The 14,154-nt window shown below is 74.2% G+C and carries 14 protein-coding genes; 7 read left to right on the forward strand and 7 right to left on the reverse strand.

What is annotated here, in order from left to right; genetic code table 11:
* Positions 1–7 precede the first annotated feature (7 nt).
* Genes FB558_RS09635 through FB558_RS09645 form a run of 3 tightly spaced genes read left to right on the forward strand, consistent with a single transcriptional unit; the run spans position 8 to position 3,154 of the window.
* Positions 8–1,321, forward strand: coding sequence for an ABC transporter substrate-binding protein (locus FB558_RS09635; protein ID WP_142050572.1), 1,314 nt, complete (start codon positions 8–10; stop codon positions 1,319–1,321).
* The gene (locus FB558_RS09640) at positions 1,318–2,256 is read left to right on the forward strand and encodes a carbohydrate ABC transporter permease (protein WP_142050575.1); all 939 of its coding nucleotides are present in this window, start codon (positions 1,318–1,320) and stop codon (positions 2,254–2,256) included. The genes FB558_RS09635 and FB558_RS09640 overlap by 4 nt, the downstream gene beginning before the upstream one ends.
* A 4-nt stretch (positions 2,257–2,260) precedes the next feature.
* Positions 2,261–3,154 carry a carbohydrate ABC transporter permease gene (locus FB558_RS09645; protein ID WP_142050578.1) on the forward strand — a complete coding sequence of 298 codons (894 nt, stop codon included), beginning with the start codon at positions 2,261–2,263 and terminating at the stop codon, positions 3,152–3,154.
* 92 nt (positions 3,155–3,246) lie between these two features.
* On the opposite strand, the gene FB558_RS09650 is transcribed toward FB558_RS09645, so the two are convergent.
* Genes FB558_RS09650 through FB558_RS09670 form a run of 5 tightly spaced genes read right to left on the reverse strand, consistent with a single transcriptional unit; the run spans position 3,247 to position 7,804 of the window.
* Positions 3,247–4,158: a DNA-3-methyladenine glycosylase family protein gene (locus FB558_RS09650; protein ID WP_142050580.1), complete on the reverse strand. Its 912-nt coding sequence runs from the start codon at positions 4,156–4,158 to the stop codon at positions 3,247–3,249.
* 5 nt (positions 4,159–4,163) lie between these two features.
* Positions 4,164–5,234 (reverse strand): mannose-1-phosphate guanylyltransferase, encoded by a 1,071-nt coding sequence (manB, locus tag FB558_RS09655; RefSeq protein WP_246106506.1) that lies wholly within the window; start codon positions 5,232–5,234, stop codon positions 4,164–4,166.
* A 40-nt stretch (positions 5,235–5,274) separates the two neighbouring features.
* Entirely contained in the window at positions 5,275–6,042 is a 768-nt protein-coding gene (locus tag FB558_RS09660) for a glycosyltransferase family protein (RefSeq protein ID WP_142050584.1), read from the reverse strand.
* Positions 6,043–6,074: 32 nt separating this feature from the next.
* Positions 6,075–6,926: a tetratricopeptide repeat protein gene (locus tag FB558_RS09665; RefSeq protein WP_142050587.1), complete on the reverse strand. Its 852-nt coding sequence runs from the start codon at positions 6,924–6,926 to the stop codon at positions 6,075–6,077.
* Between the two features lie 50 nt (positions 6,927–6,976).
* Positions 6,977–7,804, reverse strand: coding sequence for a glycosyltransferase (locus FB558_RS09670; RefSeq protein ID WP_142050590.1), 828 nt, complete (start codon positions 7,802–7,804; stop codon positions 6,977–6,979).
* Positions 7,805–7,970: 166 nt separating this feature from the next.
* Between FB558_RS09670 and FB558_RS09675 the strand changes: the two genes are divergently transcribed.
* From FB558_RS09675 to FB558_RS09685, 3 genes are all read left to right on the forward strand, one after another.
* Positions 7,971–9,722 (forward strand): LCP family protein, encoded by a 1,752-nt coding sequence (locus FB558_RS09675; RefSeq protein WP_142050593.1) that lies wholly within the window; start codon positions 7,971–7,973, stop codon positions 9,720–9,722.
* 22 nt (positions 9,723–9,744) lie between these two features.
* Positions 9,745–10,464 (forward strand): TIGR03089 family protein, encoded by a 720-nt coding sequence (locus FB558_RS09680; RefSeq protein ID WP_142050596.1) that lies wholly within the window; start codon positions 9,745–9,747, stop codon positions 10,462–10,464.
* Positions 10,465–10,575: 111 nt separating this feature from the next.
* On the forward strand, positions 10,576–11,106 hold the full coding sequence (locus FB558_RS09685; RefSeq protein WP_142050599.1) for a YflT domain-containing protein: 531 nt from the start codon (positions 10,576–10,578) through the stop codon (positions 11,104–11,106).
* A 13-nt stretch (positions 11,107–11,119) separates the two neighbouring features.
* Here FB558_RS09685 and FB558_RS09690 read toward each other — a convergent pair whose 3' ends face one another.
* Entirely contained in the window at positions 11,120–12,277 is a 1,158-nt protein-coding gene (locus FB558_RS09690) for an acyl-CoA dehydrogenase family protein (protein WP_142050602.1), read from the reverse strand.
* A gap of 59 nt (positions 12,278–12,336) precedes the next feature.
* Between FB558_RS09690 and FB558_RS09695 the strand changes: the two genes are divergently transcribed.
* The gene (locus FB558_RS09695) at positions 12,337–13,011 is read left to right on the forward strand and encodes a TetR family transcriptional regulator (RefSeq protein WP_142050604.1); all 675 of its coding nucleotides are present in this window, start codon (positions 12,337–12,339) and stop codon (positions 13,009–13,011) included.
* Between the two features lie 57 nt (positions 13,012–13,068).
* Here the strand turns inward: FB558_RS09695 and FB558_RS09700 are convergent, their stop codons facing one another.
* Complete coding sequence (locus tag FB558_RS09700; RefSeq protein WP_211366246.1) at positions 13,069–14,010, reverse strand: hypothetical protein; 942 nt, start codon at positions 14,008–14,010, stop codon at positions 13,069–13,071.
* Positions 14,011–14,154 lie beyond the last annotated feature (144 nt).

Below are 14,154 nucleotides of genomic sequence, written 5' to 3' on the forward strand. Positions count from 1 at the left end.
GAGGACGATGACGACCTCACGACGCGGTTTCCTCCGGCTCGCCGGACTCGGCGCGCTCGCGGCCGGGCTGCCGGCCTGCAGTTCCGTGCTGCCGGCGCCGGACACCGCGGCGCCCGGATTCGGCACCTCGGCCACGGGCCCCGTCCGGGTCTGGTGCCGGGCCAACACCCAGGAGGGCCTCACCGCGCTCGTGGCGTCGTTCAACGCGAGCCAGGACCGGCTGACCGTCGAGCTGACACCGATCCCGGACGTCCAGTACGTCACGAAGCTCGCCACCGCGATCCGGGCGCGGGACGTGCCGGACCTGGTGGACATCGACGACATCAACTCGCTGCTGTTCGTCTACCGGGACGCGTTCACCGACCTGACCGACCTGATCGCGGATCTCGATTTCGCCGACCGGCTCAGCCCCGGACACCTGGCACTGGCGACGGTCGGCGGCCGCCGCTACGCCGTGCCGTACCTGGCCGACAACTCCGCGCTGTTCTGCAACACGCGGCTGTTCGAGCGGGCCGGCCTCGACGTCGACGAGGCCACGACCGACCTGGACTCCCTGCTCGACGCCGCGCGGCGGATCACCGCGCTCGGCGGCGACGTGCGCGGCTGGACCTTCCCCGGCAACAACCAGGGCTCGCTCGGGTTCGTGGTGCAGCCGCACGTCTGGGCGGCCGACACCGACCTCATCCGCGGCGAGGTCGGTGCCCAGAGCGGCAACGTGGCGGGCAACGACGCCGTGGCCCGGCTGCTGGAGTTCTACCGCGCCCTCTGGGTGGACGGGCTCGTGCCGCCGGAGAACTTCGCCGACGACGCCTCCCGCTGGGGCTCGGACTACAAGGCCGGGCGGATCGGCATGATCCCCTCCAACTACAGCACGGTCACCACGGACACGGACCCCGAGCTCGTGGCGGCCACCACGGTGCGGCTGCTGCCCGGTCCCGACGGCGGGCGCGCCTTCTTCGACGGCGGCGACAACATGTGCATCCCCCGTGGCGCCGCCAACGCGTCCGGGGCGTGGGAGTTCGCGCGGTTCGCGCTCGATCTGCCGCAGCAGTCGGCGCTGCCCGAGGGCGGTTTCACGCCGGTGCGCTCCGACGTCGCGACACCGGAGTTCGCGGCGCGGCACCCGCTGGTGCTCCCGCCCCTGCTGAACCAGGACGAGGGCTATGCGCCGCAGACGCTGTCCTACAACCAGATCTACAACCAGCCCGACGGCCCGTGGCTCACGATGCTCCGCCGCGCGGTCTTCGACGGCGAGATCGAGGCGGCCATGGCAGAAGCGCAGATCGGCTACGACCGGATCCTCCGGCAGGCCCAGACATGACCGCCGTGACCACGGCGGAGCGGGCCGCGCCTCCCGCGCCGTCCGGCCCGCGCGGCGGGCGGCGGCGCTCGCTGACCCACCCCCCGCGCGTCGGGCTCCTGCTCGTCGCGCCCGCGCTGGTGATGATCGGGGTGTTCGTCCTCGCGCCGCTGCTGTTCGCCCTGGGGATCTCCTTCACGAACTGGCCGCTGATCGGCGAGGTCGGCTTCACCGGCCTCACCAACTACGTGAGCATCGGCAGCGACCTCGGCTTCCTGCGCGCGGTGCTCTACACGCTGCTCTACACGGGCATCGTCACGCTGCCGATCCTCGTGCTCGGCTACGCGCTCGCGGTGCTCGTGCGCAGCAGGCGGCGCGGCGCCACGCTGCTGCGCACCGTGTTCTTCCTGCCGTTCGTGGTGGGCCTGACCACGCTCTCGTTCATCACCCTGCTCGAGGCGCAGCCGAACAGCGGCGCGATCAACCTGGTGCTGGCGGCGCTCGGCATCACCGACGGCAGCACCGCGTGGCTGGTGGACGGGCCGCTGGCCACGGTGCTCGTCTCGGTGCTGGTGATCTGGGGCGTGTCCGGGCTGACCATGCTGCTGCTCATGGGCGGGATGCAGGCGATCCCGCGCGAGGTCTACGAGTCGGCCGACCTGGACGGCGCGAGCTGGTGGCAGCAGGAGTGGCGGATCACGATCCCGATGCTGCGCCGGACGATCGCGATGTCGCTGGTGATCTCGGTGATCGGCTCGCTGCTCGCGTTCACCCAGTTCTACATCCTCACCCAGGGCGGGCCGGGCTCGGCGACCGCCACCGTGGTGCTCTACATCTACAAGCGCGCCTTCGTGCAGCTCCAGCTCGGCGCGGCCACGGCGCTGTCGGTCGTGCTGGTGGTCGTGATCGCGCTGGTGACGGCCCTGCAGATGTGGCTCGTCCGAGGCGAGGAGTGAACCGATGACCGTCGTCGCACCCGCACCCCGCGCCAGCGCCGGTCGCACGAGCACCGGCCGGCGCGAGACCCGGACGAAGCGCCTGCTCTACGCCGTCGGGGGCACCGGCGCGTTCCTGGTCTTCGCGGTACCGCTGGCCTGGGCCCTGTTCCGGTCCTTGCAGCCCGGCGACGTCATCGTGGCGGCCCCGGACCCGGCCACCTTCTTCGACCTGACCGGCGAGAACTTCGCGGCGCTGGTGACCGGCCCGGGCAACCTCATCCGCGCGGTGGGCAACAGCCTGGTCGTGGCGCTGTCCTGCGCGGTGCTGACCACGGTGCTGGCCACCGCGGCCGGCTACGGGTTCGCCCGGTTCCGCTTCCGGTCCGGCCCCTTGCTGTTCGCGCTGGTCGTGGCATCGATGATGGTGCCGTTCCAGGCCATCCTCACGCCGCTGTACCTGCAGATGAACCTCATGCGGCTCACCGACAGCCTGCTCGGGCTCGTGCTGTTCACCACCACGCTGAACCTGCCGTTCGGGGTGCTGGTGATGCGCAACGCGTTCTCCTCGATCCCCGGTGAGCTGGAGGACTCCGCGCACATCGACGGCGCGGGCACGTTCCGGATCGTCACGTCGGTGCTGCGGCCGCTGATCACGCCGGGCGCCGCGACCGTCGCCCTGTACGCGTTCCTCGCCGCGTGGACCGAGTTCCTCGGCGCGCTGACCTTCCTCACCGACACCGACCTCTACACGCTGCCGGTGGCCATGGTGAACCTGCAGCAGGGCACCTACGGTCAGATCGACTTCGGCTTCATCGCGGCCGGCTCGGTGATCGCGATGATCCCCTGCGTGATCCTCTACGTTGGCCTCCAGCGCTTCTACGTGGCAGGCCTGGCCAGCGGAGCAGTGAAGGGCTGACGCCACCCTCCAGAGCGCACCTTGGAGCCGTACTGCTGTTCTGAAGCGCCTCAAAAGTGCGGTATGGCTCCAAGGTGCGGGGTGGGCGCTCCTCAGATGGCGCGGTAGTCCTTCGGGCTGTAGCGGGGGCCGAATCTCGGGCGCTTGAAGCCCGACAGCTCCACGTAGCGGACCGCCCGCTGGCGCTGCGGCGCGTACGGGGCCAGGACGCCCAGCATCCCGGCGTCGTCGAGCGGGCGGCCCACGAGCGCCCAGCCCACGACGGTGGGGATGTGGAAGTCGCCGACGCTCACGGCGTCCGGGTCGCCCCACGCGCGCTGCGCGATCTCGGCCGCGGTCCACACGCCGATGCCCGGGACCTTCCGCAGCAGCTCACGGCCGCGTTCGCCGCCCAGCTCGCAGGCCGCCTCCAGCCGGTGCGCGACCGCGGCGCAGGCGAGGATGGCGCGCCTGCGGGCGAGGTCCACGCCGGCGCGGTGCCACTCCCAGTCCGGGATGGCCCGCACCTGCGCCGGTGACGGCGGCACGCGCATGCCCTCGGGGGCGGGGCCGGGCGGCGGGTCGCCGAAGCGCCGGCACAGCTCCCGCCACGACCGCCGCGCCTCGGTGCCGGTGACCTTCTGCTCCAGCACCGAGGGCACCAGCACGTCCCACACGCGCATCGACGCGCCGAGGCGCAGACCGGGCATCCTCCGGGCCGCGTCGGCGACGAGCGGGTGGTGGGCCACGAACCCCTCGGGTCGGTCGCCCTCGCCCAGCAGCGCCGGGACCCCGTCGAGCGACCACTGCGCCCCGGCGCCCCACGCCTGCGCCACCACGGTGCCGTCACCGCGACGGTGCAGCCGCAGCGTGGCCGGGCCGTCCGGCGTGCTGCCGGTCCGCCAGACCGCGGCGCCGTCGGCGCGCCAGCTGGGATCACCGGGGCCGCGGCGCAGCGGCGCGAGCACACCGGCGAGGTCCAGCCGGAAGTCCGGCCGCCACTCGCGGGTGCTCGCGCCGGCCACGTCCGTCAGACGTCCGGGGAGAAGCGCAGCCCGTGCGGGGGCAGCGTGACGTCGGGCCAGACCCGCATGCCGTGCCGCAGCTCGCAGTGCGCGCCCACGACCGCGCGGTCGCCCACGACGGCGTCGAACAGGGCGGCGCTCTCCTCGATCCGCGCGCCGTTCCCGACGACCGAGTTCACGACACGGGCGTTGTCCTCGACGACGGCGCCGTCGAACAGCATGGAGGCGTCGACCCGGGCACCCTTGCCGATCGTCACGCCGCGCCCGACGATCGTGCCGCCGAACACGCGCGCCGTCTCGTCCACCTGCGCACCGTCCAGCAGCAGTGCCTCGCCGGCCGGCCCGGGCAGGGCGGCCGAGGGCGCCACGCCGCGGACGAGGTCGGCCGAGCCGCGCACCAGGTCGAGCGGGGTGCCCAGGTCACGCCAGTACGCGGTGTCGACGTGGCCCGACACCCGCGCGCCCGCCTCCAGCAGCCCGGGGAACGTCTCGCGCTCCACCGACACGGGACGGCCCTCGGGGATCGACTCGATCACCTCGCGGCGGAAGACGTAGCACCCGGCGTTGATCTGGTCGGTCGGCGGGTCCTCGGTCTTCTCCAGGAACGCCGTCACCCGCCCGTCCTCGTCGGTGGGCACGCAGCCGAACGCGCGCGGGTCCTGCACGCGCACCAGGTGCAGCGTGGCGTCGGCCTTCGTGCGGCGGTGGGTGTCGACCACGGCGGTCAGGTCCGTGCCGCACAGGACGTCACCGTTGAACACCAGCACGTCGGGGGCGGTGAGGTACTTGAGGACGTTGCGGATGCCACCGCCGGTGCCCAGCGGCTCGGTCTCCACGACGTACTCGATCTCCAGCCCCATCTCGGAACCGTCGCCGAAGTACTCGGAGAAGGTCTCCGCCAGGTAGCTCGTGCCGAGCACCACCCGGCGCACACCCGCCGCCTGGATCCGGGAGAGCAGGTGCGCCAGGAACGGCACGCCGGCCGTCGGCAGCATGGGCTTGGGGGCCGACAGCGTGAGCGGCCGCAGCCGTGTTCCCTTGCCGCCGACCAGCACCACGGCCTCGACGTCGTCCAGCACGCGTACTCCTCGTGTTCAGGATCTCGGGTTCGGATGTTCAGGGTCGGCGGCGACCCGCGAGCGCCGCCAGCGCCCGCACCGGTCCGGAGGCGCGGTCGCGCACGTACCGGTGCAGCCCGGCCGCGTGCGCCTCCAGGATGCCGTGCCCGCACTCGAACGTGTCACCGGGCTCGACTTCCGCGCCCGCGCCCGGCACCGCGACGACCAGCCAGCCCGCCGCGGCGAGCCGGTCCCCGAGGTCGACGTCACCGATCTCGCCGGGCCCGCCCAGGTAGCGGCCGTCGAGACCGTCCACCGAGTCCCAGGCGGTCCGGCGCACGAGTGCGGCCGCCGTGGACAGCCACCCGGTCGGTCCGGACACCACCGCGTGGGGGATCCGTCCGCGCGCCGCGGCGAGCACCCCCGGCAGCGCTCCCCCGGACGCGACGGCCGCGTCCGCCGCGTACAGGCGGGGCCCCAGCAGGCCGGCGCGCGGGTGGCGGGCCGCCGCGTCGAGGAGCGCGTCGATCGCACCGGGCCGCCAGCGCACCCCCGGATCGGTGAGCACGACCCAGCCCACCGACGGCTCCAGCCCGGCCACGGCGCGGTTGAGCGCGGCTGCGCGGCCGACGTCCTCGGCGAGGCGCAGCACGTCCCCGTCCCCCGCGGCGGAACCGCAGGCCGTGTCGACGACGACCAGCCGCACGGGCCGCGCGGTGGCGGCGGGCAGCGCCGCCCGGACGCCGTCGAGAGCGGGAACCCCCCGCCGGGTGGCGCTGAGGACGGCGAGCCCGTCGCCGTACCGACGCACCGCATCGATCTCCACCCCAGCCACGCTATCCGCCCAGCGCCCGAGGCTCAGTACTCGTCCAGGTCCACCCCGTCCAGCTCCGCCAGTGCCTCCACCGCTGTCTCGTCGCCCTCGTCGACCGCGAGCTGCAGGTAGTGGCGCGCCTCCTCCCCGCGGCCCTCGTCGAGGAGGAACCGGCCCAGCGCGAAGGCCCAGCCGGGCTCGGCGCGCCGCTCGGCCTCGCGGAACGCGCGCTCCGCAGCCACCGGGTCGTTCCGGGCGCTCAGCAGGAACTGCGCATGCGCGGTGTGCGCCCGCAGCGCGCCGAGCTCGCCCGCCCGCCGGTAGAGCGCGTCGGCGTCGTCGTGGCGCCCCTGCAACGCGCGGACGTCGGCCAGCGCGACGAGGGTGTCCGGCCTGCCGTCGCTCGCGTAGGCCTCGGCGGTCTCGACCGCGGCGGACAGGTCACCCGCCTCGAGCTGCAGCTCGACGAGGTTGGCCGCGGCGAGCTGGTCGCCCGCCGCGAGCGCGTCGCCCAGCAGGCGCAGCGCCTCCTGCAGCCGGCCCTCGTCGCGCAGCAGGATCGCGAGGTCGTTCGCCGCGTTGATCTCGCCGGACTCGACGGCGAGCCGCAGTGCCGCCTCCGCGCGGTCCCGCTCACCGAGCTGCACCAGTGCGACGCCGAGCCGACCCGCGAAGCGCACGTGCCCCTGCTCGACGAGCGTGCCGAGCCAGTCGGCGGCGGCGCGGAAGCTGCCGCTGTCCAGGTAGGCGCGCACCAGCAGGTCCGGCGCGGAGGGCTCCCCGGCCGCGACCGCCTGCCGCAGCACGTCGACGGCCTCGAACGGACGCCCCTGTGCGAGCAGCGCCGCGCCCTGCACCGCCATGTCCTCCGGAGACGGAACGGGTGGCTCGGTCATCTCTCTCCCTCGATCGGGTGGCGCGATGCTGCCACTCCGACCAGGAGAGATCACCGTCGGTAGGGGGCTATCACCCTGCGGTACGCCGACCGGCGCAGTCCCTCCGGGACCAACCGGTAGCCGCCGCGTACGACCAGGTTGCGCACGCACTGGCCGCGCGTGGTGAACCCGAGTTCCCGGAAGCGGGCCTGGAGGGCCACTTCGGCGCGCAGCAGCGCGAGCCCGCCGCGCCGCGCGTAGGCGCCCGCACCCACGCGGTACTTCACGAGCGGCTCGGCCACGTTGGCCACCCGCGCGTCGGCGACGATCAGCTTCGCCCAGAGCAGGTAGTCCTCCATCTTCGCGAAGTCCCCGTAGCCCCCGACACCGGTGACGAGGGGGCGTCGGTAGACGACCGTCGGGTGGTGGAACGGGGTCGCGAAGCGGGCCCGGCGGACGATCTCGGCGGGCTCGGTCGGCACGGTCCGCGAGCCGACGACCACGTCCGGGTCGTCGGCGAACTCCAGCAGGCCCGAGCCCACGACATCGACGCCGGACTCGATGACCGGCATCTGCACGGCGAACCGCTGGGGCAGCGAGATGTCGTCGGCGTCCATCCGCGCGACCACGTCGTGGCGGCAGGCCGCGAGCCCGGCGTCGAGCGCGGGGCCCAGGCCCGCGTTCTGCGCGAGCTCCACGACGTCCACCGGCACCGGGCTGGACGCGGCGAGCTCCGCGATCCGCTCGTCGAGCGCGGCGCCCACCGGGCCGTCACGCACGATGACGACCTGGTCCGGTCGACGCGTCTGCGCGTCCACCGTGGACCGGAACGCGTCGGTGAGGAAGTCGGGCCGGTCACCGGCCCAGACGGGCAGCAGCAGCGACAGCCGCTCGGACATCGCGGGCTCCCTCCGCTCCGGCGGGGAACCACCGGAGTCACGGTGCGTGACGAGCGTGGACGCGGCAGGGGTCACCCGCGACACGCACCGCGGTGACCCGGGGGGACCACCTCCGGTGTTGCACCCTAGGAGACCGGATGCCGGGAGCGAGCGGAGGTGGTCACCGATGGACGGACGGGTGACCGGCGGCTCGACACCACGCCGCTCGACACCGGAGCGCTCGTCACCGCAGCGCTCGACACCGCAGCGCTCGTCACCGCAGCGCTCCGCCGTGGGCCTCCGCCCCGCCCGCGCGGCGGAGCGGTCCCCGCGCGAGGCGCCCCGGCGCTCGCCGTCCCGCGAGCCGGGCCCGCACCCGGCGTCGGCCCGCAGGCCCCGCCCGGCGTCGGCGCCCCGCACACCGGCCCCGCCGCCGCGCGGGCACACGCTGCGCAGGCGCCTGCGCGTCGTGCTGGTGGTGGCCTCGGTGCTCGTGCTGACGCTCACCGGGACCGCGTGGGGCCTCTACCGCGACATCACCGCCGGGATCACGACCACCGACGTCATCGCGGGCGGCGGCGACGGCGGCGCGCAGAACATCCTGCTCGTCGGCGTGGACAGCCGGACCGACGCACAGGGGAACCCGCTGCCGCCCGAGGTGCAGCAGATGCTCAACAGCGGCCCGGACACCGGCGTGCTGAACTCGGACACGATCATCCTGCTGCACGTGCCGGAGGGCGGCGGGGCCGCGACGGCGTTCTCGATCCCGCGCGACGCCTACGTCGACATCCCCGGCTACCGCCGCGACAAGATCAACGCGGCCTACCCGGCGATCGCGGCCCGCGCGCAGGAACGGCTCGCGGCGCAGGGCGTCCGCGCCGGGAAGGGCCGCGACGCCGAGGCGGCCCAGGAGGGTCGCAGCGCCCTGATCGGCGCCGTCGAGCGGCTGACGGGGCAGACGGTCGACCACTACGCCGAGATCAACCTGCTCGGCTTCCACAACCTCACCCGGGCGATCGGCGGCGTGGACGTCTGCCTGCGCGAGCCGGTGGACGACGCGCTCTCCGGAGCGCGCTTCCCCGCGGGGCCGCAGACGATCTCGGGAACGGACGCGCTGGCCTTCGTCCGGCAGCGGCACGGCCTGCCGGACGGCGACCTGTCGCGCATCCGCCGCCAGCAGGTGTTCCTCGCCGCCGTCGCCGACAAGGTGCTCGCGGGCGGCACGCTCACCGACCCGGGTCGGCTCGCCGCGCTCGTCGGGGTGGCGCAGCAGTCACTCGTCATCGACGAGGGCTGGGACCTCCTCGCGTTCGCCCAGCAGGCCGCCGACATCGCGGCCGGGAACCTGCAGTTCCTCACGATCCCGACCGAGGGGCGCGAGACGAACACCCGTGGCGACGTCGTGCTGGTGGAGCCGCGCGAGGTGGAGGCCTTCATCGAGGAGCGGATCGCGGCGCAGCGGGCGGCCGCCGAGGCGGCGGCGCAGGCCGTGGCCGCGGAGGCCGCCGACCCGCCGCCCCCGCCACCCCCACCCGTCGACGTGATCGCCTCGCGCTACGTCGTGGACGTGAGCAACGGATCCGACCTCGGTGGGATGGCGGGCGACGTCTCCGAGCACCTGGACGGGCTCGGCTTCGTCCCCGGCATCGTGGACAACGCCGAGCCGGCCGCGACGTCGGTGGTGCGCTACACCGATCCGGACGCCGACGCCGCGCAGTCGGTGGCCGACCAGCTGGGCGGCATCGAGGTCGAGCGCGACGACGCGGTCGCCCGCGGGCACCTGCAGGTCGTGCTCGGCGCCGACTTCGACCCCGCCGTCGTGCCCGAGCCGCCCGCGGAGGCACCGGCCCCCACGTCCGCCGCCTCGCCGACCACCGCGGCCCCGGCTCCCCCGCCGAACGCCCCCATCACAGCGGCCGGCGTCCCCTGCGTCGACTGAGCGGGCGCTAGCGTGGCGTCCCGTGACGCTCACCGCCGCCCTGCTGGGCCCGCTGCTCTCGGGCGCGGCCGCCGCCCGCCCGCTGATCACCTTCTACGACGACGCGACCGGTGAGCGCGTCGAGCTCTCCGCCACCACCACCGCGAACTGGGCCGCCAAGGCGGCGAACCTGCTGCGCGAGGAGTGCGACGTCGAGCCGGGCACGCCCGTCGCCGTCCTGCTGCCCGCGCACTGGCAGACCGCCGCCGTGCTGCTCGCCGCGTGGTGGTGCGGGGCCACGGTCACCGAGCCGGCCGAGGCCGAGTGGGTGCTGTGCGACGCCGAGCGCGTGGACCTCGCGCTCGGCGTCGAGCCGGCCGGCGGCGTGGTGGCGCTGTCGCTCGACGCGTTCGGCGCCGGCGTGCCCGGCCTGCCTGCGGGGGTCGTCGACTTCGCCACCGAGGTCCGGTTGCAGGGCGACGAGTTCGTACCGTGGAGCCCGGTGCCCGAGAACGCTCCCGCGCTCGCCGGGGCCACGGTGGGCGAGGTGCTCGCCTGCGCCCGGGCGCGGGCGGGCGAGCTGGGGATCTCCCGCGGGGACCGGGTCCTGTCCACGCTCGACTGGAGCACCGGCGACGGGCTGCGCGACGGCCTGCTCGCCGTGCTCGCCGCGGAGGCGTCGCTGGTGCAGGTGCGCCACCCCGACGAGGAGGCGATGGGCCGCCGCGCCGCCACCGAGCGCACGACCGTCCGGCTGGCCTGACCTGCACGGTCACGATCCCGTCACGTCCGGGTGCCCCCCGGTCGCGTCCCGGTTCCCCGCCCGCACCGCGGGTACTGCGGGGGCGACCGACGGACGAAGGAGTGATGGAGCATGACCGAGCCGGGACAGCACGCCGCGCCGCAGGCGAGCGGCCAGACGGTGCTCGGGTCCTACGCGACCTACGCCGAGGCCGAACGCGTCGTCGACCACCTGTCCGACAACGGCTTCCCGGTGGAGCGCACGGCGATCGCCGGACGCGGTCTCAGCAGCTACGAGCAGGTGACCGGACGCCTCACGACCGGACGCGCGGCCCTGCAGGGAGCCGTGTCCGGCGCCGTCATCGGGGCGCTGCTGGGGTGGCTGTTCGGGGTGTTCAGCTGGGTCGACCCGCTGATCTCCGGCCTGCTCCTCGCCCTGTACGGGCTGGTGGTCGGCGCCGTCCTCGGCGCGGTCCTCGGCGCGCTCGGGCACGCCATGAGCGGCGGGCGGCGGGACTTCTCCTCCGTCCCGGGCGTGCGCGCGGACGCGTACGAGGTGGTCGTAGACAGCGAGCTGGCCGCCCGGGCGGCGCAGCTGCTGGACGCGCCCGGCGCTCCGGGACGCGGGAGCGCGACGGGACCGGCGGACCGCGCGGTGCCGTGACCGCGGCGGCGGGTCAGCCCTTGAGCAGCGCCCGCGCCATCACTATGCGCTGGATCTGGTTGGTGCCCTCGTAGATCTGGGTGATCTTCGCGTCGCGCATCATCCGCTCCACCGGGAAGTCCCGCGTGTAGCCGGCGCCGCCGAGCAGCTGCACGGCGTCGGTGGTGACGCTCATGGCCGTGTCGGAGGCGAAGCACTTCGCCGCGCTGGAGATGAACCCCAGCTTCGGCTCGCCGCGCTCGGCGCGCGCGGTGGCGACGTAGACCAGCTGCCGCGCCGCCTCCACCTTCATCGCCATGTCGGCGAGCATGAACTGCAGGCCCTGGAACTCGGCGAGGTGCTTGCCGAACTGCTTGCGCTCCTTGACGTACGCGGTGGCGACGTCGAGCGCACCCTGGGCGATGCCGACCGCCTGCGCCCCGATCGTCGGGCGGGTGTGGTCGAGGGTGGCGAGCGCGGTCTTGAAGCCTGTGCCCTCGGCGCCGATGAGGCGGTCGGCCGGGATCCGGCAGTCGGCGAAGTAGATCTCGCGGGTGGGCGAGCCGTTGATGCCGAGCTTGCGCTCCTTGGGGCCCACCTCGAAGCCCGGGTCGTCGCGGTGCACCGCGAACGCGGAGATCCCGCCTGAGCCCTTCTCCGGGTCGGTCACCGCCATGACCGTGTACCACGTGGACTCGCCCGCGTTGGTGATCCAGCACTTGGTGCCGTTCAGCACCCAGGAGTCGCCGTCGCGGCGCGCGCGGGTCTTCATCGCCGCGGCGTCCGAGCCCGCCTCGCGCTCCGACAAGGCGTAGCTGATCATCGCATCCCCCGCCGCGATGGACGGCAGCACCTGCCGCTTCAGCCCGTCGGACGCCGAGAGCAGGATCGGCGTGAGCCCCAGCCCGTTGACGGCCGGGATGAGCGAGGACGACGCGCACACGCGCGCCACCTCCTCGATCACGATGCAGCCCGACAGCTCGTCGGCGCCCTGGCCGCCGTACTCCTCCGGGATGACGACGGCCTGGAACCCCGCCTTGACCAGCGCGTTCTGCGCCTCGATCGGGTAGCGCCCCTGCTCGTCGACCTCCGCGGCGTACGGGGCGATCTCCTTCTCGGCGAGCGCCCGCACCGCCTCGCGCAGCGCCTCGTGCTCGTCGCTGAGCCGGTAGATGTCGAAGTCGGGGTTCATGTGCGCCAGCTTAACGGCACTACGTGCCACTACTCAAGGAGGTTGCTACCCTGCGTGCCATGACTGGGGCCACCCGCCGCGGCCGCTCCCCGGAGGGCCGGGCCGAGGTCCGGCGCGAACTGGTGGCGGCCGCCGTCCGGTTGTTCGGCACCCGCGGCTACGAGGACACGACGGTCGACGACATCGCGGCCGCGGCCGGCGTCGGGCGGCGCACGTTCTTCCGCTACTTCCGCAGCAAGGAGGACGCGGTCTCCCCCGACCACGAGGCCGCCCTCGCCCGGATCGCGGAGGTCTTCGAGGCCGCCCACCCCGACGAGCCCGCGGCCTCGCTGGTGCTCCGGGCCGGGGAGACGGTCTTCGACCTCTACGCCGAGGACCCCGCGCTGTCGGTGCAGCGTTTCGCGCTGACGCACGAGGTGCCCGTGCTGCGCGACCGCGAGTCGGCCCGCGTGGACCACTACCGGCGGCTGTTCACCCGCCACCTGCGCAGCCGCTTCACCGGCGAGCCCGACGGGGAGCTGCGCGCCGCCGTGATCGGCGCGTCCGTGGTGGCCGCGCACAACCTCGCCCTGCGCGCCTGGCTCGCCGACGGCGCCCCGGCCACGGGGCTCCCGGCCGCCAAGGAGCGGTTCCGCCGGGTCGCCACGATGCTGCCCGGCGAGCCCACGGAGCGCGCCGGGCTGCACGCGGTGGCGAAGCGGCTGGAGGACGCGGTGGAGCGGCTCGGCCTGTGAGCGCCCGGCCCCGCCCGGTTGCAGCAATCCGGCAGGCAGCAATCCGGCAGGCGGCCCTCACGCCGCCCCGGAGCGCACGAGCGGCTCCGCCGTGGCGCGGTGCCGGCCCGCCACCGGCGGACGCAGGCGGGCCCGCGTCACGATCCCGACCGTCAGCAGCACCGTGACCGCGGCCGTCGCCCCGACGGCGGTCCAGGTAGCGGCGTCGGGGTGGACCAGCGACTGGCCCCGCACCGCCTGCCATGCCGTGATGACGAAGACGCAGGTGTAGGCGAGGATCGCGACCCCGGTCAGCTGCGCGCGCACGCGCTCGCTGCGCAGCCAGGCGACCCGCGTGGCCGCGGCGCGCAGGACCAGCACCGCGAGCACGAAGACCTGGATGGCGTGCAGGCCGACGAAGTGGGGCACCCGCATGTCCCCGCCCTGCACGCTCCAGTTCGTGATCGGCATGCCGCCGCCGTCAGGTACCCCGATGCCGTGCTGCCCCGACAGCCGGACCGGGGTGCCGTTCGCGTCCTCCACGACCCGCGGGCCGGGACCCGACCCGACGATGGAGAACGCCACCAGCATCCCGAGGGCGGCCAGCGCGACGCCGGCCCGCAGCGCCCAGGTCAGCGCGGGCTCGCCGACCCGCTGGAACAGCAGCATCACGGCGATCAGCAGGCTCGCCCCGAAGAGCCCGATCACGCCGGACTGGAAGACCTGCTGGCCGATGGCGTTGATCGGGTCGGTGTTGGTGTTGAAGTGGCTGAACGTGCCGCGGGCGGCCTGCAGCGCGATGAACCCGACGTCGACGATCCCGGTGACGGCGAAGACCGTGCCGAGGGTCCACATCGTGCGCCGGGCCCGGCGCAGCCTCGGCAGCATCCAGGCGAGCGTCGCGCCGTAGAGGACGAACGAGACCGCGAACTTGAACGGCTTCGCCCAGATCGACTCGGTCAGCAGCTGCCGGTCGTCGACGACGAGCCCGATGCCTGCGACGACGACCAGTCCGGCCATCGCGGCCACCATGACCACCAACGGTCGGTGCCACGACCGCACTTCGGCAAAGGAGCTGGACACTGGGGCCTCCCGACTGGAGCGGGCCGCCGCGCAGCCCTCCGACCCGTCGATCGTCCTGCGATCGCCACCGAAGATCATTGG

This window comes from Pseudonocardia kunmingensis, from assembly GCF_006716445.1.
Classification (GTDB): Bacteria; Actinomycetota; Actinomycetes; order Mycobacteriales; family Pseudonocardiaceae; genus Pseudonocardia; species Pseudonocardia kunmingensis.

What these genes read in the sequence shown, in the direction of transcription:
- FB558_RS09635 (WP_142050572.1), top strand. Translation starts at nt 8, where the DNA reads ATGACGACCTCACGACGCGGTTTCCTCCGGCTCGCCGGACTCGGCGCG.
- FB558_RS09640 (WP_142050575.1), top strand. Translation starts at nt 1,318, where the DNA reads ATGACCGCCGTGACCACGGCGGAGCGGGCCGCGCCTCCCGCGCCGTCC.
- FB558_RS09645 (WP_142050578.1), top strand. Translation starts at nt 2,261, where the DNA reads ATGACCGTCGTCGCACCCGCACCCCGCGCCAGCGCCGGTCGCACGAGC.
- FB558_RS09665 (WP_142050587.1), bottom strand. Translation starts at nt 6,926, where the DNA reads ATGACCGAGCCACCCGTTCCGTCTCCGGAGGACATGGCGGTGCAGGGC.
- FB558_RS09670 (WP_142050590.1), bottom strand. Translation starts at nt 7,804, where the DNA reads ATGTCCGAGCGGCTGTCGCTGCTGCTGCCCGTCTGGGCCGGTGACCGG.
- FB558_RS09675 (WP_142050593.1), top strand. Translation starts at nt 7,971, where the DNA reads ATGGACGGACGGGTGACCGGCGGCTCGACACCACGCCGCTCGACACCG.
- FB558_RS09685 (WP_142050599.1), top strand. Translation starts at nt 10,576, where the DNA reads ATGACCGAGCCGGGACAGCACGCCGCGCCGCAGGCGAGCGGCCAGACG.
- FB558_RS09690 (WP_142050602.1), bottom strand. Translation starts at nt 12,277, where the DNA reads ATGAACCCCGACTTCGACATCTACCGGCTCAGCGACGAGCACGAGGCG.
- FB558_RS09695 (WP_142050604.1), top strand. Translation starts at nt 12,337, where the DNA reads ATGACTGGGGCCACCCGCCGCGGCCGCTCCCCGGAGGGCCGGGCCGAG.
- FB558_RS09700 (WP_211366246.1), bottom strand. Translation starts at nt 14,010, where the DNA reads ATGGCCGGACTGGTCGTCGTCGCAGGCATCGGGCTCGTCGTCGACGAC.